Below are 17,804 nucleotides of genomic sequence, written 5' to 3'. Positions count from 1 at the left end.
GCGGTGAGGACCCCGTTACGGAACGTTCATCGACAGAAACGCCGGAGAAATCCGTATACCGCACCGTATACAGCCATGGATACAGCGCACGCCGAACATCATTCGGCGCTTGGTGAGGAGTACGAGAACCAGCCCGTCCCGGTGTCCGCCCGCAAATCACTGTTCGCGGTGTCGGCGGTTTGGGTCGGATTCCCGATGATCATGACCTCGGCGGTGTTCGCCGGCATCGTCGTCTACAACCTCGGCTTCGTCGCCGGAATGGCGGCGATCCTCGTCGGCGACCTCATCCTGATGGGCTACGTGGGCACGCTGAGCTACCTGGCCGGTCGCTCCGGTAAGAACTTCGCGCTCACGGCGGCGGACACCTTCGGAGCCAAAGGCTTTCGCATCGTGTCGGCATTCCTGTCCGCGCTGGTGATCGGCTGGTTCGCCTTCCAGACCGGCATGGTGGGGTCCACGCTCAACCTGTCCATGGGGTGGAGCGCACCGTGGATCACGCTGCTGGCCGGGGTGCTGTTCGTGGCGCTGACCTTCGTCGGGATCCGGGCGATCTCGTGGATCGGCGTGGTCGCATCGGTCCTGTTCATCCCGCTCGGTGTGGTCGCCGTGGCGTTGGCCGCGGCCGATCACGGCATCGGCTCGGCCCTGTCCTACGGCGGTGGAGCCGGGGCGAGCGCGTTCAGTTTCGGTGTCGCCGTGACGATGGTCTTCGCGTGCTTCGCCGACTCGGGAACCATGACCGCCGATTTCACGCGGTGGGCCCGCAACGGTAGGGAAGGTGCACTGGCGGCGTTCGCCGCATTCCCGGTGGCCTACTTCATCGCTCAGCTGGCCGGCGCGCTCGTGGTCGCACTCGGTGCCGCCGCCGCGGCCGACACCGCCGGAGGCGACTTCCTGCATGTCCTGGTCAGCGCCGGGGGAGTCCTGGTGCCGCTGGCGATCGTGTTCGTCTTCGTCAACCTGGGCAGCGTGTGTGCACACTGCCTGTACAACGGGGCTGTCGGATTCGGCAATATCACCGGAAAGACCATGCGCCAGTTGACGATCGTGCTCGGCATCATCGGAACAGTCGCCGCCGTCGCCGGCATCTGGTCGTACTTCGCAACCTGGCTGAACATCCTCGGGGTGCTGGTACCCCCGATCGGCATCGTGCTCATCCTCGACCAGCTGGTGTTCTCCGCCAGGCGCACGTCGTCGACCGCCGGGCTCTACTGGAAGCCGTTCGCCGCATGGGCGATCGGCGCCGGGGGAGCGCTGCTGACGCACTTCTACGCTCCTCAGCTGTCCGATGCGGTGGTGGCGATGGTTGTCGGCGGCCTGGCCTTCACCGCCCTGGCGTACCTGCCGGTGCACGCCGAGCAACCCGTTCTCGTGGGAGAGACCGCATGACCGTCACCATTGCCGCCAACCCCTATGTGTGGCCCTACGACGGTGACATCCCCACCGGGCGAACGGCGTTGATCAACATCGACTGGCAGGTCGATTTCTGCGGCGAGGGCGGATACGTCGACACCATGGGCTACGACCTGTCCCTGGTGCGTACCCCGCTCGGCCCCGCGCAGGAGGTACTCGCGGCGGCCCGCGCCGCCGGGCTGTTCATCGTCCACACCCGTGAGGGCCATCGGCCCGACCTGTCGGACCTGCCTGCCAACAAGCGCTGGCGCTCGGCCCAGATCGGTGCCGAGATCGGCTCGGCCGGGCCATGCGGACGGATCCTGACCCAGGGCGAGCCGGGCTGGCGGTTGGTACCCGAGATGGCCGCTCTGCCAGGCGAACCCGTCATCGACAAGCCGGGCAAGGGCAGCTTCTACGCGACGGATCTGGAACTGGTGCTGCGCAGCCGCGGCATCACGCACATCATCTTCACCGGGATCACCACCGACGTCTGCGTGCACACCACCATGCGTGACGCCAACGACCGCGGATACGAATGCCTCGTCGTCTCCGACGCCACCGGTGCCACCGACTACGCCAACCACGTTGCGGCGCTGAACATGATCACCATGCAGGGCGGGGTGTTCGGGGCGCATGCCACCAGCTCCGATGTGGTGGCCGCGCTCAAGGAACTGCAATGACCACGACCCAAGTGGAGGAACCGGTCTCCCTGCGCGACCGCGTCTACCTCGACCTCGGCAAGAAGCTCATGATCGGCGAGATCGACCATCGCACCCGGTTGGTCGAGTCCCAGCTGTGCGAGACGCTCAACGTCAGCCGGACCCCGCTGAGAGAGGCACTGGTCCGGCTGCACGCCGACGGCATGCTCGAACGCAGGCCCGACGGGTACTACCCGGTCGCGCTGGATATCCCGGGCGTCCGCGACCTCTACGAGCTGCGCATCACCATCGAACTGCGCGGCATCACCCGGATCCTGGAAACCGATGAGCTGCACTACGACAAGGACCGGCTCGCGACATTGCGCGCGGAGTGGCTGGACCTGAAGGCCAGCCCGCCCCCACCGGACGGTGACATGGTGCTGCGCGACGAGTCGTTCCACCTCGAGCTGTGCGCGGCATCCGGGAACAAGGCGATGGTGGCCACGCTCGACAACCTCAACCGGCGGATCAGGCTGATCCGGATGTACGACTTCGTCACCGAGGAACGGGTGATCGCCACCATCGACGAGCACCTCCAGATCGTCGACCTCCTGCTCGATGATCAGCTCGACGCCGGCCGCACCGCCTTGCACGAGCATGTCGGGGCGAGTTTCGACGTGGTCGAGCGGCGTGCACTGCGAGCGCTGAGCGCCCGCGCGCTCGGCCAGTCCGTCACCTCGCTGGAGGCACTCTGGAAGTAGCGGTCGGCTAGTTCCCGTCCGATCCGGGCAGCGGCCGTTCTCGCACACTCGGCGTACCGAGCCGCCAGGCCAGCCAGGGCAGTGCCGCATCGAATGCCGTACTGGCCGCCTGGAAGTCGTGCCCACCCTGATAGCCCACCACCGAGCATTCGACGTTGTAACCGCTCAGCAGGGCGCACAGCTTGTTGGCGTTGGAGGCGTGTTCCTCGGAGAAGGTGTCCCAGCCGGCGATCGCCTCCTCGGATGGAGGGGTGGTCGTGGGGTCACGGTGGACGGTCGGTGTGTTCTCGCCGACGTCGAGCCACGCCGCCATGGAGTCGTACGGGCCGTGCCGGGTGATCACCGTCTTGGGGTCGAACGCTTCCCAGGCCGCCTGGTCGCCGCCGAAGAGTCGTGCGATGGTCTGGTCTTTGGTGCCCGCATTGGGCCCGAGGGTGCCGTCCGGCCAGACGAAGGCGCTGAACATCTCGGGATTGCGGACTGCGGTGTTCAGGGCGCACGTCGCACCCGAAGACCACCCGGCCAGTCCCCAGTTCTCGGCTTTCGGGCTGACCCCGAAGCGTGAAATCAGGTAGGGCACGAGGTCTTTGGTCAGGTGGGACGCGGCGTTGCCGCGGGTCCCATCGACGCATTCGGTGTCATTGCTGAACTTGCCTGCGATGTCGGGGAATACGATGACCGGCGCATTGCCGTGATGCAGTCCGGCGAAGTCATCGACCGCCCGCGACCGACTGCGACCACGATCGCGATCAAGGCAAGCAGCTGCAGAGTTATCGGAATCAGGCCGTTGGTCAGGGACAGGTTCATGTGGGTGGGCTGTCTCCGATCTCCCGTGAAAGCTTGTGCAGCAGCGGGTCCGGATCGTCGGCCGATTTCCGTAGCACGGGGCCGTATTCGGGATGGGCCAGCGCGAAGGCGAACTGTGCGACCAGGTAGTCGGCCGGATTGCCGGTGTCATACCAGTGCCCCTGGATCACCTGGCCGTAGACGGCATGGTCTCTCGCGTAGGCGTTGATCGCGTCGGTCAGGTAGATCTCGCCCGACTTGGGCTGCTCATACCAGCGCTTCGTCTGCTCGCGAAGCTCATCGATGATGCCCGGAGTGACGACATAGCCACCGATCGCGGCATAGCCTGACGGGGCCTCGTTCGGCTGGGGTTTCTCGACGATTCCGGTGATCCGGAGTAACCCGCCGTCTAGATCCTCCTTGATGACCGGCACGCCGTACCGGCGTGAATCCGCTGGGGCCATCGGCATCAACGCCAGCACCGGGGACGACGTCTGTTCGTAGGCCCGGATCAGCTGCTGGGCGCGCGGCACCTCGGCGACGAAGACGTCGTCGGGCCACAGCACCAGGACGGGCTCGTCACCGAACGAACGTGAGGCATTGAGCACCGGGGTGCCGTTGCCGTACGGACCGTGCTGATGGAGGTACGTGATGTGGCCCAGCGCGGACAACTCGCCGACCTCTTCGACGGCGTCGGCGTATGCGTTCTTGCCGTCCGCGCGCAGCTGATCGACCAGCGTCGTATTCGGTCGAAAATGCTCTTCTATCAAGGTCTTTCCACCGGACACCACGATCGTGATGTCGGTGATCCCGGAATTGACCAACTCGCGCACTGTGTGTTCGATGACCGGCTTGTCGCCGACCGGCAGCATCTCCTTGGGGATGGCCTTGGTCAGCGGCAGCAGCCGTGAACCGATCCCGGCGGCGGGGATGACGGCTTTGCGGATGGCCTGTCGTGCCATGTGTTCCTCTCCCGGTGCTTCACCAAAACTAGCCGGTGCGCCCGTCAGTCGAGCGGAATTCCCCAGCTCCCCGCAAACGCAATCTGCTCCAGCGGTAGCCGTTCGCGGGGCCGGCCGTCCCGTTCGGCGATCGCGGGGTCGGTCTTCGAGTAGTCGCCGAGCACGCCGATGGCGATGACGGCAAGCGGCCGCACGCCGTCCGGAATGCCGAACGCTGCCCGGGCGCCGTCGACGTCGAAGCCGGCCATCGGGTGGGCGATCAGCCCGCGGGACACCGCCTCGATGGTCAGCTGCGCGATCGCGGCGCCGGCGTCGACGCAGGCGTAACGCGCGGTCCGCTCATCTTCTCCCCGGTCGGCGCACACCAGGATCAGCGCCGAGGCCGCATGCGCGTAGCTGTTGCCGCGTTTGAGCAGGCCGGTCAATGTAACGAAGGTCTCATCGCCCCGCCGGCCCACCAGGAACCGCACCGGCTGGCGGTGGCCCCAGCTGGCGGCCCAGCGTGCTGCCTCCAGGAGTGCGGTGAGTTGGTCAGCGGTAATGGCGGCATCGGGATCGAACGCCCGGGGGCTCCAGCGGGCCGCGATATCGGGATGGATCGGCACGCTGGTGCTGGCCAGTCGGCCGTTCGGCGTGTCAGGCACGTGAGCCAAGCTACCGGCGGGGAAAATCGCGTGCGCGTCTCCCTTATCCTTGTCTCGACTCATTCCAGCGTTCTGAAGGGTTGGACAGTGGCGCTCGTCGTACAGAAGTACGGCGGATCCTCGGTATCGGATGCCGACCGGATCCGTCGCGTGGCCGAGCGCATCGTCGAGACGAAGAAGGGCGGCAACGACGTCGTCGTGGTGGTCTCGGCGATGGGCGATACCACCGACGACCTGCTTGACCTGGCCCGTCAGGTCTCCCCGGCCCCGCCGGCGCGCGAGATGGACATGCTGCTGACCGCCGGTGAGCGCATCTCCAACGCCCTGGTCGCGATGGCCATCGAGTCCCTCGGTGCGCAGGCCCGCTCGTTCACCGGGTCGCAGGCCGGCGTCGTCACCACCGGGACTCACGGCAACGCCAAGATCATCGACGTCAGCCCCGGCCGCCTGCGCGATGCGCTGGACGAGGGCGTCATCGTGCTGGTCGCCGGGTTCCAGGGTGTCAGCCAGGACAGCAAGGACGTCACCACGCTGGGCCGCGGCGGCTCGGACACCACCGCGGTCGCGCTGGCCGCGGCGCTCAAGGCCGACGTCTGCGAGATCTACACCGACGTCGACGGCATCTTCACCGCCGACCCGCGCATCGTGCCCAATGCCCGCCATCTCAACGCCGTCTCCTTCGAGGAGATGCTCGAGATGGCCGCGTGCGGCGCCAAGGTGCTGATGCTGCGCTGCGTCGAATACGCCCGCCGGTACAACGTGCCGATTCACGTTCGCTCGTCGTACACGGACAAGCCCGGCACCATCGTCAAAGGATCGATCGAGGACATCCCCATGGAAGACGCCCTTCTGACCGGAGTAGCCCACGACCGCGGGGAGGCCAAGGTCACCGTCGTCGGTCTGCCCGACGTGCCCGGGTATGCCGCCCAGGTGTTCCGCGCGATCGCCGAGGCCGACGTGAACATCGACATGGTGTTGCAGAACATCTCGAAGGTCGAGGACGGCAAGACCGACATCACCTTCACCTGCCCGATGGACAACGGCCCGACGGCCGTGGAGAAGCTGACCGCACTCAAGGACGAGATCGGCTTCAGCCAGGTGCTCTACGACGACCACATCGGCAAGGTGTCGCTGGTCGGTGCGGGCATGCGCAGCCATCCCGGCGTCACCGCCAAGTTCTGCGAGGCGCTGGCCGAGGTCGGCGTGAACATCGACCTGATCTCCACTTCAGAGATCCGGATCTCGGTGCTGGTCAAGGACACCGAGTTGGACACGGCCGTCCGCGCGCTGCACGAGGCCTTCGACCTCGGCGGCGATGACGAGGCCGTGGTCTACGGCGGAACGGGGCGCTGAGATGGTCTCGATCGGAGTCGTCGGCGCGACCGGCCAGGTCGGCCAGGTCATGCGCGCCCTGCTGGAGCAGCGGAACTTCCCGGCCAGCTCGGTCCGGTTCTTCGCCTCGGCGCGGTCCGAGGGGAAGAAGCTGACCTTCCGCGGCCAGGAGATCGAGGTCGAGAACAGCGAGACGGCCGACCCGTCCGGTCTGGACATCGCGTTGTTCTCCGCCGGTGCGACGATGTCGCGCGTGCAGGCCCCGCGGTTCGCCGCGGCCGGCGCCGTCGTCGTCGACAACTCCTCGGCCTGGCGCAAGGACCCCGAGGTTCCGCTCGTAGTTTCCGAGGTGAACTTCAAGCGCGACGCGGGGCTGCGCCCCAAAGGCATCATCGCCAACCCGAACTGCACCACCATGGCCGCCATGCCGGTGCTCAAGCCGCTGCACGAAGAAGCCGGGCTGACCCGCTTGATCGTGTCGAGCTACCAGGCGGTGTCGGGCAGTGGCCTGGCCGGTGTCGAAGAGCTCGCATCGCAGACGCGCGCGGTGGTCGAGGGAGCAGAGCAGCTCGTGCACGACGGGTCGGCGCTCACGTTCCCCGCGCCGGTTAAGTACGTTGCGCCCATTGCGTTCAACGTGATCCCGCTGGCCGGTTCGCTGGTTGACGATGGCTCCGGTGAGACCGACGAGGACCAGAAGCTGCGCAACGAGAGCCGCAAGATCCTGGGCATCCCGGATCTTCTGGTGAGCGGCACCTGCGTGCGCGTTCCGGTGTTCACCGGACACTCGCTGTCGATCAACGCCGAATTCGCCCAGCCGCTTTCGGTCGAGCGTGCCAAGGAACTGTTGGCCGCAGCGTCGGGAGTGAAGCTGGTCGATGTACCGACCCCGCTGGCCGCCGCTGGCGCCGACGAGTCATTGGTCGGCCGGATCCGGCAGGATCCGGGTGTGCCCGACGGGCGTGGTCTCGCGCTGTTCGTGTCCGGCGACAACCTGCGAAAAGGTGCCGCGCTGAACACGATTCAAATCGCCGAGCTGTTGGCCGCCGAGCTCTAAACGCCGCCTTGCGCCGAAACCGCATTCCAGCAGGGGTCCTCTCGGTTTTTCTCTGCTGGAATGCCATTTCGGCGACACCGGCAGCGGGTGCGAACCCGGGCTTCGGGCTGGGCGACCTGGTGGTACCTCCGCTGGCTCCCGGTCAGGTGTTGCGGATCGGGCCGAGTGCCGGGACCGGTACTCCCACCCGTGATTACGGCATCGGCGCGACGGACCTCTGTGAGTTCATGGAGTTCCCCAGCCGGGTGCTCCAGGTCTGTGGTGACAGCTTCGCGGGGCAGGCAGTGGGCTTCGGCGGTTGGCACTCGCCGGTGGCGCTGCACGTCGACGCCGACTCGATCGAGGATGTTGGCGGTGTGCGCTACCGCGGTGTCACCGGCGTGGACAAGCCGTTGCTGGCCGATCCTGCCCCGCCGGGTGGATCCCAGTTGCCGGCCGGCGTGATCTCGATCAACCGCGAGAACTACATGATGGTGACCACCACCCACAATCTCGTGCCGCAGAGCTCCCGGTTGGTGAAAGCGGATGCGGCCCAGCCGAATTGGCCGACGGTGCCCGGCTCGGTGCGCGACGCCAAGTATCAGGGCGGCGCCCAGTCGCAGATCACCGGCTACTACGACCCGGTCCCGGCGCCGGATTCACCGAGTGGGTGGGTGTACGTCCTGGCCAACAATTTCGACCGCAGTAGCCCGCCGTTCCTGTACCGGGCCAACCCGAAGACCTTCACCGACCGGGCCGGCTGGCAGGGCTGGTCGTCGGCGGGTGGTTGGGGCAAGCCGCCGACGGCATTGTTCGCCGACCGTACGGGGGAGATGAGCATCCGGCAGATCGACGGCAAGCCCGTGCTGTCGTACTTCAACGCCACCAACGGAAACATGGAGATGCGGGTCGCCTATGACCCCACCGGACTGGGTACTGCACCCGTGACGACGGTGGTGTTCGCCAGTGCCTGGCCGGACCCGGTCGACTCGTTGCCCCCGCCGGAGGTCAACCAGCTGGCGCAGCCCTATGGCGGCTATATCTCACCGGGCTCGACGCTGGATCAGGTCCGGGTGTTCGTCAGCCAGTGGAACACCATGGCCCGCGGCGGCACGCCGTACCGCGTGATCCAGTACGCGGTGAACCCGTTCAAGCCGTGGGAACAGTAGGTCAGCGTGAACGAGCGCGCCGATTTCTACCGTCGGGCTGTAGTCAGCGGGGCAGTCTCGGGTCTTTCAAAGCTGATTCACAGCCAATTCTTGATCAGCACCTCAGCAGCGCTCGCATGCTCGTGTCATGACTGAAACACCCCCTGATCCTGCGACCGAACCTGTCGCTACCACCGAGCCGGTGGCCGCCGCTCCCGCACCTGTGGCTGCCCCGCCCGCCGAGAACAAGCCGAGCCGCCTCATGCAGGCGCTGGCCTGGGTGGGCATCGCGGCCGGCACGGTGTTCATCGTCGCCGTGGTCTTCGGCACCGGGTTCTTCCTCGGTGCGCATTCCGGTGGCGACGGCCATCACCACCGCGGCGGTCACGACCGTGGCGGCATGATGATGTTCCACCGCGGCGGACCGGACGGCGGACCGGGGCGGATGGGACCGGGGCACGGCATGATGCCGCCGTGGGGCCCCGGTGGGCCCGGCTCATTCGGCCCGGGTGGCCCCGGTGGATGGGGTCCCGGTGGACCCGGCGGTCCCGGCGGTGGCTCGGAACGCCCTGAGACCCCGCCGACACCGGCACCGCCTGCGCGACCATAATCACAGCCCGCTCTTTTGGACTGACTCCAAAGAGCGCGCATACTGGAGCCGTGACCACGGTGCATGAACACGACCCCAAGGCCCTGTTGCGGGCTGCCGGGCTGCGTGTGACCGCGCCGCGGGTCGCGGTTCTCCAGGCGCTGGCCGACTATCCGCATTCGACTGCAGACGATGTGGCCGGGCTGGCCCGCGAGAACCTCGGCGCGGTATCGACCCAGGCGGTCTACGACGTCCTGAGGGCCTGCGTGAATGCAGGTCTGGTCCGTCGTATCGAACCCGCCGGCTCCTCGGCACGCTACGAGACCCGCGCCGGCGACAACCATCATCACCTGGTCTGCCGGGTGTGTGGTGTGGTTGCCGACGTCGACTGCGCCGTCGGGGAGACCCCGTGCCTGGAACCCTCTGACCTGGCCGGTTTCGCGGTTGACGAAGCCGAGGTCGTGTTCTGGGGCGTCTGTGCGGATTGCCAGGCGGCCGCCTCCAACTAGACCACTCTGCAGCCCAACGGACGCCCCGGCCACTTCCCCTTGGTGGCCGGGGCGCCTGGCTTTTCGCCCAAGCACTGGGTGGCGTTCCCGGAATCGTGAGATTCTCGCTAACCATGACGCGCAATCGGTTCCTGGTTGCCGCACTGCTCGCAGTGCCGGTCCTGGCCGCCGGCTGCGGTATGGGCGCCGAACCTGAGCGCGGCGCGGCCATGGTCTTCGCCGTGGGCGATTGCGTGAGCGTCCCGGCCACCACGCCGGCTGCCCCGGAGGTGACGCGGGCCGGCAAGGTGTCCTGCAACGTCGACCCCAGCTACACCGTCGGTGCCATCGCCGACGGCACCGGGACCTGCCCTAGCGCCGAGTATCAGCATCTGCCGGCAGAGATCGCCGATCCGTCGACCGCCCGCCTGTGCCTGGTCCCCAATCTGGTCGCCAGTCACTGCTATGAGCTCGGTATGCCCGCCGGCATGGTGGCGCTGGCCGACTGCACCGCCCGTACCGACCGCGGCCCCGGGGTGACGGTTCAGGTGACCCAACGACTCGACGTGCGGGACGGATCGGCCTGCCCTGCCGAAACAGGGCACTACGCCTGGCCTTATCCGTCGCCGGCGCGAACCTATTGCACGAGGACGGTTCACTAACTGGCATGATCGAGGCCATGCGTGCCGTGACTGTCGGTTTCGGACTGGCCGGTCTCGTGCTGGCATTGGCTGCACCTGCTGGTGCGCGTCCCTCGGATCCTGGTGTGGTGTCCTACGCCGTCATGCCCAAAGGTTCGGTGGGCAACATCGTCGGTGCTCCGATGCGGTGGGAGTCCGAGTTCACCGATCCGTTCCAGGGGTACTCGGTCGACATCCCGGTGTGCAACAACTGGGCCGATATCGGCCTGCCTGAGGTGTACAACGACCCGGACCTCGCGTCGTTCAACGGAGCCACCACCCAGACCGCTGGCGATGACCAGTCTCATTACGTCAAGCAGGCGGTCGGGGTGTTCGCGACGCCGGAGGCCGCTGACCGGGCGTTCCACCGGGTGGTCGACCGCACCAACGGCTGCTCGGGCCAGACCACCGCGATGCACCTGGACAACTTCGTGACCCAGGTGTGGACCTTCACGGGCGGCCCGGCGAGCGCCACCGACGCCGATTGGGTGAAGCAGGAGGCCGGCACGGACCGCCGCTGTTTCAACACCACCCGCAAACGGGAAAACGTGCTTCTACAAGCCAAGGTGTGCCAGTCCGGCAACGCCGGCCCCGCGGTCAACGTGCTGGCCGGCGCCATGCAGAACACGCTGGGGCAGTAGAACGTGTCGGTCCTATCTGGATGATGGAACACAACCGAACCGATTGACTCCGGTGAGGACCGGGAGGGGTGGTTGCGATGGCGGTACCCGCCAGGGCTGATGCGGCCCATCTACCTCCCGTCGAGTTCACCGGTGCCGAGGACGCCGCGGCGTTCATCGAAGCCAGCTGTCTGCACGATGGGCCGGTCGGCCAGGTGGGCCTGGAGATCGAGGCGCACTGTTTCGACCTTGACGATCCGTTGCGGCGTCCAGGCTGGGGTGAGCTTTCCGAGGCCATCGCCTCGGTGCCCGCGCTACCCGGCGGCAGCCGGATCACCGTCGAACCCGGCGGCGCGGTTGAGCTCTCCGGCCCTCCGACGGAAGGGCCCTCAGCCGCGATCACCGCACTGCTCGCCGATCGGGCCGTGCTGCGCGCGGAGTTCGAACGCCGCGGCCTGGGGCTGGTGCTGCTGGGCGCCGATCCGGTACGGCCCACCCAACGGGTCAACCCCGGCCCGCGCTATCAGGCCATGGAGAAGTTCTTCGCAGCCAGCGGATCGGCCGCGCCCGGCGCCGCGATGATGACATCGACCGCTTCGGTTCAGGTCAACCTCGACGCCGGCCCGCGGGATGGCTGGGCGCAGCGGGTGCGGCTGGCCCACGCGCTCGGTCCGACGATGATCGCCATCACCGCGAATTCGCCGATGCTGGGCGGGCAATTCACCGGCTGGCAGTCCTCACGGCAGCGGGTGTGGGGGCAGCTGGATTCCGCACGCTGCGGGCCGATCCTGGGCGCCGACGGCGATGATCCGGCCAGTGACTGGGCGCGCTATGCGCTGCGGGCGCCGGTCATGCTCGTCAACACTCCAGATGCCGTCCCGGTGACCAACTGGGTCCCGTTCGCCGACTGGGCCGACGGGCGCGCGGTACTCGGCGGCCGCCGCCCCACCGAAGCCGATCTCGAATATCACCTGACCACGCTGTTCCCGCCGGTGCGGCCGCGGCGCTGGCTGGAGATCCGCTATCTCGACAGCGTGCCGGACGCCCTGTGGCCCGCCGCGGTGTTCACGTTGACCACGCTGCTCGACGATCCCGATGCCGCCGCGATTGCCACCGAGGCGACCGCACCGGTGGCCACGGCATGGGACCGGGCCGCCCGGATCGGACTGGCCGATCGCCGGCTGCAGGAGGCGGCCGTCGCATGCGTGTCGGCCGCGGCCGAGCGCGCTCCGGCCGATCTGGCGGAATCGATGGGGCAGTTGATGCGTTCGGTCCAGGAGGGGCGCTGCCCGGCCGACGATTTCGCCGACCAGGTGGTGGCTCACGGAATCGCTTCTGCGATGAGCCAACTGGTGAAGGGCGAGCTTTGACCACACGCGAGACGCTGGCGCAGCAGCTCACCAGGGCGCGGGAACGCACCCTGTATCTGGTCGACTTCGACGACGCTGAACTGCACCGCCAATACAGCCCGTTGATGAGCCCGCTCGTCTGGGACCTCGCCCACATCGGTCAGCAGGAGGAGCTGTGGCTGCTGCGGGGCGGCAACCCGGACCGCCCGGGCATGCTGGATCCCGAGGTGGACCGGCTGTACGACGCCTTCGTGCACTCGCGGGCCAGTCGCGTCGGCCTGCCGCTGCTACCGCCGGCGGACGCCCGAACCTATTGCGCGACCGTGCGATCCAAGGCGCTCGATGCCCTGGACGCATTGGACACCGGCGATCCCGCGTTCAACTTCGGTCTGGTGATCAGCCACGAGAACCAGCACGACGAGACCATGCTGCAGGCGCTGAACCTGCGCTCCGGGCCACCGCTGCTCGACACCGGCAGCGCGTTGCCCACCGGCCGTCCCGGGGTGGCCGGCACGTCGGTGCTGATCCCGGGCGGGCAATTCGTGCTCGGTGTCGACGAGCTCACCGAACCGCATTCGTTGGACAACGAACGTCCGGCGCACTCCGTCGACGTGGCGTCATTCCGAATCGGCCAGGTACCCGTCACCAATGCCGAATGGCGCGAGTTCATCGACGACGGCGGCTATCAGCAGTCCCGTTGGTGGTCGGAGCGCGGTTGGGCCCATCGTCAGGAAGCGGGTCTGGCAGCGCCCGAGTTCTGGGGGCCGGACGGCACCCGCACCCGGTTCGCCCACATCGAGACCATTCCGGCCGATGAACCCGTCCAGCACGTCACGTTCTTCGAAGCCGAGGCGTACGCCGCCTGGGCGGGGGCCCGGCTGCCTACCGAAGTCGAATGGGAGAAGGCCTGTGCCTGGGATCCGGTGGCCGGGGTCCGGCGCCGATTCCCGTGGGGCGCTTCCGAACCCACCAACGCGCTGGCCAACCTCGGGGGCGACGCGCGTCGGCCCGCCCCGGTGGGGGCGTATCCGGCCGGTGCATCGGCCTACGGTGTCGAGCAGATGCTGGGCGATGTCTGGGAGTGGACGACGTCCCCGCTGCGGCCGTGGCCTGGCTTCACGCCGATGGTGTACGACCGCTACACCGAGCCGTTCTTCGACGGTGACTACCGGATCCTGCGCGGCGGTTCGTGGGCGGTGTCCGCAGACATCCTGCGGCCGAGCTTCCGCAACTGGGACCATCCGATCCGGCGTCAGATCTTCTCCGGTGTGCGTCTGGCCTGGGACGCCTGATGTGCCGGCATATCGGGTGGCTGGGCGCGCCGCGATCGCTGGCCTCGCTGATGTTGGATCCGCCGCAGGGCCTGCTGGTGCAGTCGTATGCCCCGCGTCGCCAGAAGCACGGGTTGATGAATGCCGACGGTTGGGGTGCAGGGTTTTTCGACGACGGAGTGCCGCGTCGGTGGCGTAGTGACAAGCCGTTGTGGGGTGACGCCTCGTTCGCGTCGGTGGCACCGGCGTTGACCAGTGGGTGCGTGGTCGCGGCCGTGCGCTCGGCGACCATCGGCATGCCGATCGAACCCTCGGCTTCGGCGCCGTTCACCGACGGACACTGGCTGCTGTCGCACAACGGGGTGGTGGACCGTGCGGTGCTGCCGTTGACTAGGTCGGCCGAGTCCGTCGTCGACAGCGCCGTGCTGGCCGCGCTGATTTTCGCCCGGGGCCTGGATTCGTTGGGTGACACCATTACCGAGGTCGGGGCCCTGGATCCGAACGCCCGGCTGAACATCCTCGCTGCCAACGGTTCTCGTATGGTAGCCACCACCTGGGGCGATACCCTGTCGATGCTGCGGCTGCCGGATGGCGTCGCACTCGCCAGTGAACCCTACGACGACGATCCCGGCTGGTCCGACATCCCGGACCGCCATCTGGTGCACGTCTCTGACTCGCATGTCGAGCTCACCCCACTGAAAGGTTCGGTATGACGCTCACCCTGTCCAACTATCTGGCGGCCGATTCCGCTGCCACCGCGCTCCGTCGCGATGTGCGCGAGGGGCTAGCCCAGTCGCCGAAGATGCTGCCGCCCAAGTGGTTCTACGATTCGGTGGGCAGCGATCTGTTCGACCAGATCACCCGGCTGCCCGAGTACTACCCGACCCGTACCGAGGCGCAGATCCTGCGGGACCGTTCGCCGGAGATCACCGCGGCCGCCGGTGCCGACACCCTCGTCGAGTTGGGCAGCGGCACGTCGGAGAAGACCAGGATGCTGCTCGACGCCATGCGCGACGGCGGCCAGCTGCGCCGGTTCATTCCGTTCGACGTCGACGCCGGCGTGCTGCGGGCCGCCGGCGACGCTATCGGCCAGGAGTATCCGGGCATCGAAATCGATGCGGTATGCGGTGATTTCGAAGAACACCTGGGCAAGATCCCGTCGGTGGGACGCCGTTTGGTGGCGTTCCTCGGCTCGACCATCGGCAATCTGACGCCCGGCCCGCGGGCGGATTTCCTGACGTCACTGGCGGAGACCCTGCAACCTGGCGACAGTGTGTTGCTGGGCACCGACCTGGTCAAGGATTCCGGCCGTCTCGTCAGCGCCTACGACGACAGCGCCGGTGTCACCGCGGCGTTCAACCGCAATGTGTTGTCGGTGGTGAACCGTGAGCTCGACGCAGACTTCGATCTCGACGCCTTCGAGCACGTGGCGAAGTGGAATGCCGACGAGGAGCGCATCGAGATGTGGCTGCGGGCGGACGCACCGCAGCAGGTCAGGATCGCCGGCCTGGATCTCGACGTCGCATTCGGTGCCGGCGAGGAGATGCTGACCGAGGTGTCCTGCAAGTTCCGGGCCGACAGTGTTGCCGGCGAACTCGCGAAAGCCGGTTTGCAGCAGACACATTGGTGGACCGATGAAGCCGGTGACTTCGGCCTGTCGTTGGCGGTGAAATGAGCCTCGCACAGCAGTGGACTGATGCCCGTCCCAAGGTCGCCGGTTTGCACCTCGACAGCGGCGCGTGTTCGCGGCAGAGCCTCGCCGTCATTGATGCCGTCGCCGCACATGCCCGCCATGAGGCCGAGGTCGGCGGCTATGTGGCCGCCGAGGCGGCAGCGCCGGTGCTCGCGGCGGGCCGGGCTGCGGTCGCGGCGCTGACCGGACTCGACGCCGCCGATGTGGTCTACACGTCAGGGGCCAGCCACTCGTTGGACCTGCTGCTCGGCAGCTGGCCGGGGGAGCGCACGCTGGCCTGCCTGCCCGGCGAGTTCGGGCCGAACCTGGCGGTCATGGCCGCCAACGGTTTTCAGGCGCGCGCCTTACCCGTCGACGGGGACGGTCGGGTCGTGATCGACGAGGCGGCCCGCGTGCTGGCCACCGATCCACCGGCTTTGGTGCACTTCACAGCGCTGGCCAGTCATCGTGGCGTGGCTCAGCCGCTGGCTGAGATGGTCGCGGTGTGCCGTGAGGCGCGCGTCCCGATCGTGGTGGACGGCGCGCAGGCATTCGGGCATCTTGACTGCAACGTGGGCGCCGACGCGATCTACTCGACGTCGCGCAAATGGATCGCCGGGCCACGCGGAGTGGGGTTCCTGGCCGTGCGGTCTGAACTGGCTGAGCGGCTGCAGCGGCGGCTGCCGCCCGCGTCGTGGGATGTTCCGGTGAGCGTGCTGGCGAGCTTCGAGCACGGTGAGCACAATGCCGCGACCCGCATCGGTTACTCGGTGGCGCTGGGTGAATACCTCGCTGCTGGACCGGAAAACGTCCGCGGCCGGCTGGCGGAGCTGGGCCGCACGGCGCGGCAGGTCCTCGCCGACGTGCCCGGCTGGCGGGTGGTGGAACCCGTGGATGAGCCGACTGCGATCACCACGCTCGAGCCCACCGATGGTGCCGATCCGGTTGGGGTGCGCGCGTGGCTGATCGCCGAACGCGGAATCGTCACCACCGCATGTGAACTCGCGCGGGCGCCGTTCGAGATGACCAAGCCGGTGCTGCGGGTCTCACCGCATGTCGACACGACGGCCGAGGACTTGGAACAGTTCGCCTCGGTGCTGCGCGACGTGCCTTAGAGCCGCGTCGAGATCACGTCCAGTTGCGCCGGGCTGCGGCCGAGCACCCGAAGAGCTACCCCGGATTGGGAACCGCCCCGACCTCCGCCGCCTGAACCCGACGACCCACCGTTCTGAATTGAACGGCTACGTCACCGGGTCGGCAGCGGGTCGCAGTACTCCCTAGACGTCGGTGGAGTCGAATGCTACGGTCGTGCCGAATCGTTTCGGCAGACATGCCCCCGGGGCGATGGATGTCCAGACGGTTCTGCCAAATGGACGTGCGAGTGTCTGCTCGTGTGAAGAAAAGTGAGGAAAACCATGACTGAGGTGACTGCGGGCTCATTCGACGAGACCATGTGGAGCGGGCTCTTGCATGGAGGCCACGGCGGAACTTTCATGGGTGTGCCGAGCATCGAACTCGACCGCGACGTGATCAGGGCGTCTGGTACGAAAGCGGTCGTTTACGGATTCCCGTTCGACGCTACGACGATCAGCCGGAGCGGCGCGAACTATGGTCCTCGCGCGATTCGCGAGACTTCGGTGCAGTTCACGAACTTCCAGGCGACCTACGATTTCGACCTGTTCGCGCATCTACCGCTCGCCGACGGTGGAGACTGCAAAGTCGCTCTCGGCAACACCGTGAAGACATTCGAGCGGGTAGAGGCTGACATCGCCGAGATCGTGGCGGGCGGAGCCATTCCGGTGGTCTTCGGCGGCGATCATTCGGTGAGCATTCCGGTCGGCAAGGCCGCCAAACGACCGGGTACGAGCCCGGGATGGGTGCAGTTCGACACGCACCTCGACGCCGCACCGAACGTCGGTGGCGAGGAGCTGAATCATTGCTGCACCATCACCCGCGCGGTCGATAACGGCTACGACCCGTCGAAGATGGTGCTCGTCGGCATCAGCGGCTGGATGAACCCGAAGACCGAGTTGAAATATTGCCGTGACCACGGCATCCGGGTCATCTGGCTGGAAGATATCTGGGAGCACGGTGCCGCCTGGGTGGTCGATCAGATTCTCGAGCGCATCGGCGACGACGGGTTCTACCTGACGTTCGACGTCGATTCGCTCGACGCCGCCTACGCGCCAGGAACCTGCGCTCCGACACCGGGTGGAATGACCATGCGCGAGGCGCTGGAGATCACTCGCGGTATCTCGCCGGCCGGGCTTATCGGCGTCGATGTCGCGGAGGCGCTTCCGGCGCATGACCATTCGACCCGGACTCAGCTGATCGCTGCTCGCGTCGTACTGGAGGCACTCGCCTTCCACGCGGGGTCGCCCCGCACGCCGGTAAGAGTCGGCTGAGGTGACGTGAACGGGTGCGGGTTCGGGC

Annotated in this window: 19 protein-coding genes; 16 read left to right on the top strand and 3 right to left on the bottom strand. The window is 67.3% G+C overall.

Annotated elements, in window-relative coordinates; all coding sequences use genetic code 11:
• Positions 1-75 precede the first annotated feature (75 nt).
• The 3 genes from EYZ64_RS29500 to EYZ64_RS29490 are packed head-to-tail and all read left to right on the top strand — an operon-like array spanning position 76 to position 2,794.
• Positions 76-1,389 (top strand): cytosine permease, encoded by a 1,314-nt coding sequence (locus tag EYZ64_RS29500; protein ID WP_135459283.1) that lies wholly within the window; start codon positions 76-78, stop codon positions 1,387-1,389.
• Positions 1,386-2,075, top strand: coding sequence for a biuret amidohydrolase (gene biuH, locus EYZ64_RS29495; RefSeq protein WP_135459281.1), 690 nt, complete (start codon positions 1,386-1,388; stop codon positions 2,073-2,075). Before EYZ64_RS29500 ends, biuH begins: the two co-directional genes overlap by 4 nt.
• Positions 2,072-2,794, top strand: coding sequence for a GntR family transcriptional regulator (locus tag EYZ64_RS29490; protein WP_135459279.1), 723 nt, complete (start codon positions 2,072-2,074; stop codon positions 2,792-2,794). The genes biuH and EYZ64_RS29490 overlap by 4 nt, the downstream gene beginning before the upstream one ends.
• A gap of 7 nt (positions 2,795-2,801) precedes the next feature.
• Here the strand turns inward: EYZ64_RS29490 and EYZ64_RS32140 are convergent, their stop codons facing one another.
• From EYZ64_RS32140 to EYZ64_RS29475, 3 genes are all read right to left on the bottom strand, one after another.
• The gene (locus EYZ64_RS32140; protein ID WP_286175354.1) at positions 2,802-3,389 is read right to left on the bottom strand and encodes an alpha/beta hydrolase-fold protein; all 588 of its coding nucleotides are present in this window, start codon (positions 3,387-3,389) and stop codon (positions 2,802-2,804) included.
• 208 nt (positions 3,390-3,597) lie between these two features.
• Positions 3,598-4,542 (bottom strand): UTP--glucose-1-phosphate uridylyltransferase, encoded by a 945-nt coding sequence (locus tag EYZ64_RS29480; protein ID WP_135459275.1) that lies wholly within the window; start codon positions 4,540-4,542, stop codon positions 3,598-3,600.
• A gap of 44 nt (positions 4,543-4,586) precedes the next feature.
• Positions 4,587-5,186: a nitroreductase family protein gene (locus EYZ64_RS29475; RefSeq protein ID WP_135459273.1), complete on the bottom strand. Its 600-nt coding sequence runs from the start codon at positions 5,184-5,186 to the stop codon at positions 4,587-4,589.
• An 87-nt stretch (positions 5,187-5,273) separates the two neighbouring features.
• Between EYZ64_RS29475 and EYZ64_RS29470 the strand changes: the two genes are divergently transcribed.
• From EYZ64_RS29470 to speB, 13 genes are all read left to right on the top strand, one after another.
• Entirely contained in the window at positions 5,274-6,539 is a 1,266-nt protein-coding gene (locus EYZ64_RS29470; protein ID WP_135459271.1) for an aspartate kinase, read from the top strand.
• A 1-nt stretch (position 6,540) separates the two neighbouring features.
• On the top strand, positions 6,541-7,575 hold the full coding sequence (locus EYZ64_RS29465) for an aspartate-semialdehyde dehydrogenase (protein WP_135459269.1): 1,035 nt from the start codon (positions 6,541-6,543) through the stop codon (positions 7,573-7,575).
• A gap of 65 nt (positions 7,576-7,640) precedes the next feature.
• Positions 7,641-8,723, top strand: coding sequence for a DUF4185 domain-containing protein (locus EYZ64_RS29460; RefSeq protein WP_286175353.1), 1,083 nt, complete (start codon positions 7,641-7,643; stop codon positions 8,721-8,723).
• A gap of 127 nt (positions 8,724-8,850) precedes the next feature.
• The gene (locus EYZ64_RS29455) at positions 8,851-9,312 is read left to right on the top strand and encodes a hypothetical protein (protein ID WP_135459265.1); all 462 of its coding nucleotides are present in this window, start codon (positions 8,851-8,853) and stop codon (positions 9,310-9,312) included.
• A 50-nt stretch (positions 9,313-9,362) separates the two neighbouring features.
• On the top strand, positions 9,363-9,800 hold the full coding sequence (locus tag EYZ64_RS29450; RefSeq protein ID WP_135459263.1) for a Fur family transcriptional regulator: 438 nt from the start codon (positions 9,363-9,365) through the stop codon (positions 9,798-9,800).
• Positions 9,801-9,913: 113 nt separating this feature from the next.
• The gene (locus EYZ64_RS29445; protein ID WP_135459261.1) at positions 9,914-10,441 is read left to right on the top strand and encodes a hypothetical protein; all 528 of its coding nucleotides are present in this window, start codon (positions 9,914-9,916) and stop codon (positions 10,439-10,441) included.
• A gap of 17 nt (positions 10,442-10,458) precedes the next feature.
• Positions 10,459-11,100, top strand: a complete 642-nt coding sequence (locus EYZ64_RS29440) for a sensor domain-containing protein (RefSeq protein WP_167858206.1) — start codon at positions 10,459-10,461, stop codon at positions 11,098-11,100.
• 77 nt (positions 11,101-11,177) lie between these two features.
• The gene (gene egtA / locus EYZ64_RS29435; protein ID WP_135459257.1) at positions 11,178-12,449 is read left to right on the top strand and encodes an ergothioneine biosynthesis glutamate--cysteine ligase EgtA; all 1,272 of its coding nucleotides are present in this window, start codon (positions 11,178-11,180) and stop codon (positions 12,447-12,449) included.
• Positions 12,446-13,720, top strand: a complete 1,275-nt coding sequence (gene egtB, locus EYZ64_RS29430; RefSeq protein WP_135459254.1) for an ergothioneine biosynthesis protein EgtB — start codon at positions 12,446-12,448, stop codon at positions 13,718-13,720. The genes egtA and egtB overlap by 4 nt, the downstream gene beginning before the upstream one ends.
• Positions 13,720-14,412: an ergothioneine biosynthesis protein EgtC gene (gene egtC / locus EYZ64_RS29425; protein WP_135459253.1), complete on the top strand. Its 693-nt coding sequence runs from the start codon at positions 13,720-13,722 to the stop codon at positions 14,410-14,412. Before egtB ends, egtC begins: the two co-directional genes overlap by 1 nt.
• On the top strand, positions 14,409-15,374 hold the full coding sequence (gene egtD / locus EYZ64_RS29420; RefSeq protein ID WP_135459252.1) for an L-histidine N(alpha)-methyltransferase: 966 nt from the start codon (positions 14,409-14,411) through the stop codon (positions 15,372-15,374). Before egtC ends, egtD begins: the two co-directional genes overlap by 4 nt.
• Positions 15,371-16,486, top strand: coding sequence for an ergothioneine biosynthesis PLP-dependent enzyme EgtE (egtE, locus tag EYZ64_RS29415; RefSeq protein ID WP_135459251.1), 1,116 nt, complete (start codon positions 15,371-15,373; stop codon positions 16,484-16,486). Before egtD ends, egtE begins: the two co-directional genes overlap by 4 nt.
• A 300-nt stretch (positions 16,487-16,786) precedes the next feature.
• Complete coding sequence (gene speB, locus EYZ64_RS29410) at positions 16,787-17,776, top strand: agmatinase (protein WP_135459248.1); 990 nt, start codon at positions 16,787-16,789, stop codon at positions 17,774-17,776.
• Positions 17,777-17,804 lie beyond the last annotated feature (28 nt).

It is taken from the genome of Mycobacterium sp. DL99 (genome assembly GCF_004762045.1).
Classification (GTDB): domain Bacteria; phylum Actinomycetota; class Actinomycetes; order Mycobacteriales; family Mycobacteriaceae; genus Mycobacterium.
The sequence above is the reverse complement of the archived record's forward strand: the minus strand, read 5'-3'. Positions and strand labels throughout refer to the sequence as shown.

Coding starts and splice junctions, on each gene's coding strand:
- EYZ64_RS29490 (WP_135459279.1), top strand. CDS start 2,072: ATGACCACGACCCAAGTGGAGGAACCGGTCTCCCTGCGCGACCGCGTC.
- EYZ64_RS29500 (WP_135459283.1), top strand. CDS start 76: ATGGATACAGCGCACGCCGAACATCATTCGGCGCTTGGTGAGGAGTAC.
- egtE (WP_135459251.1), top strand. CDS start 15,371: ATGAGCCTCGCACAGCAGTGGACTGATGCCCGTCCCAAGGTCGCCGGT.
- egtA (WP_135459257.1), top strand. CDS start 11,178: ATGGCGGTACCCGCCAGGGCTGATGCGGCCCATCTACCTCCCGTCGAG.
- EYZ64_RS29455 (WP_135459265.1), top strand. CDS start 8,851: ATGACTGAAACACCCCCTGATCCTGCGACCGAACCTGTCGCTACCACC.
- egtC (WP_135459253.1), top strand. CDS start 13,720: ATGTGCCGGCATATCGGGTGGCTGGGCGCGCCGCGATCGCTGGCCTCG.
- EYZ64_RS29465 (WP_135459269.1), top strand. CDS start 6,541: ATGGTCTCGATCGGAGTCGTCGGCGCGACCGGCCAGGTCGGCCAGGTC.
- EYZ64_RS29440 (WP_167858206.1), top strand. CDS start 10,459: ATGCGTGCCGTGACTGTCGGTTTCGGACTGGCCGGTCTCGTGCTGGCA.
- egtD (WP_135459252.1), top strand. CDS start 14,409: ATGACGCTCACCCTGTCCAACTATCTGGCGGCCGATTCCGCTGCCACC.
- EYZ64_RS29480 (WP_135459275.1), bottom strand. CDS start 4,542: ATGGCACGACAGGCCATCCGCAAAGCCGTCATCCCCGCCGCCGGGATC.
- EYZ64_RS29445 (WP_135459261.1), top strand. CDS start 9,914: ATGACGCGCAATCGGTTCCTGGTTGCCGCACTGCTCGCAGTGCCGGTC.
- biuH (WP_135459281.1), top strand. CDS start 1,386: ATGACCGTCACCATTGCCGCCAACCCCTATGTGTGGCCCTACGACGGT.
- speB (WP_135459248.1), top strand. CDS start 16,787: ATGACTGAGGTGACTGCGGGCTCATTCGACGAGACCATGTGGAGCGGG.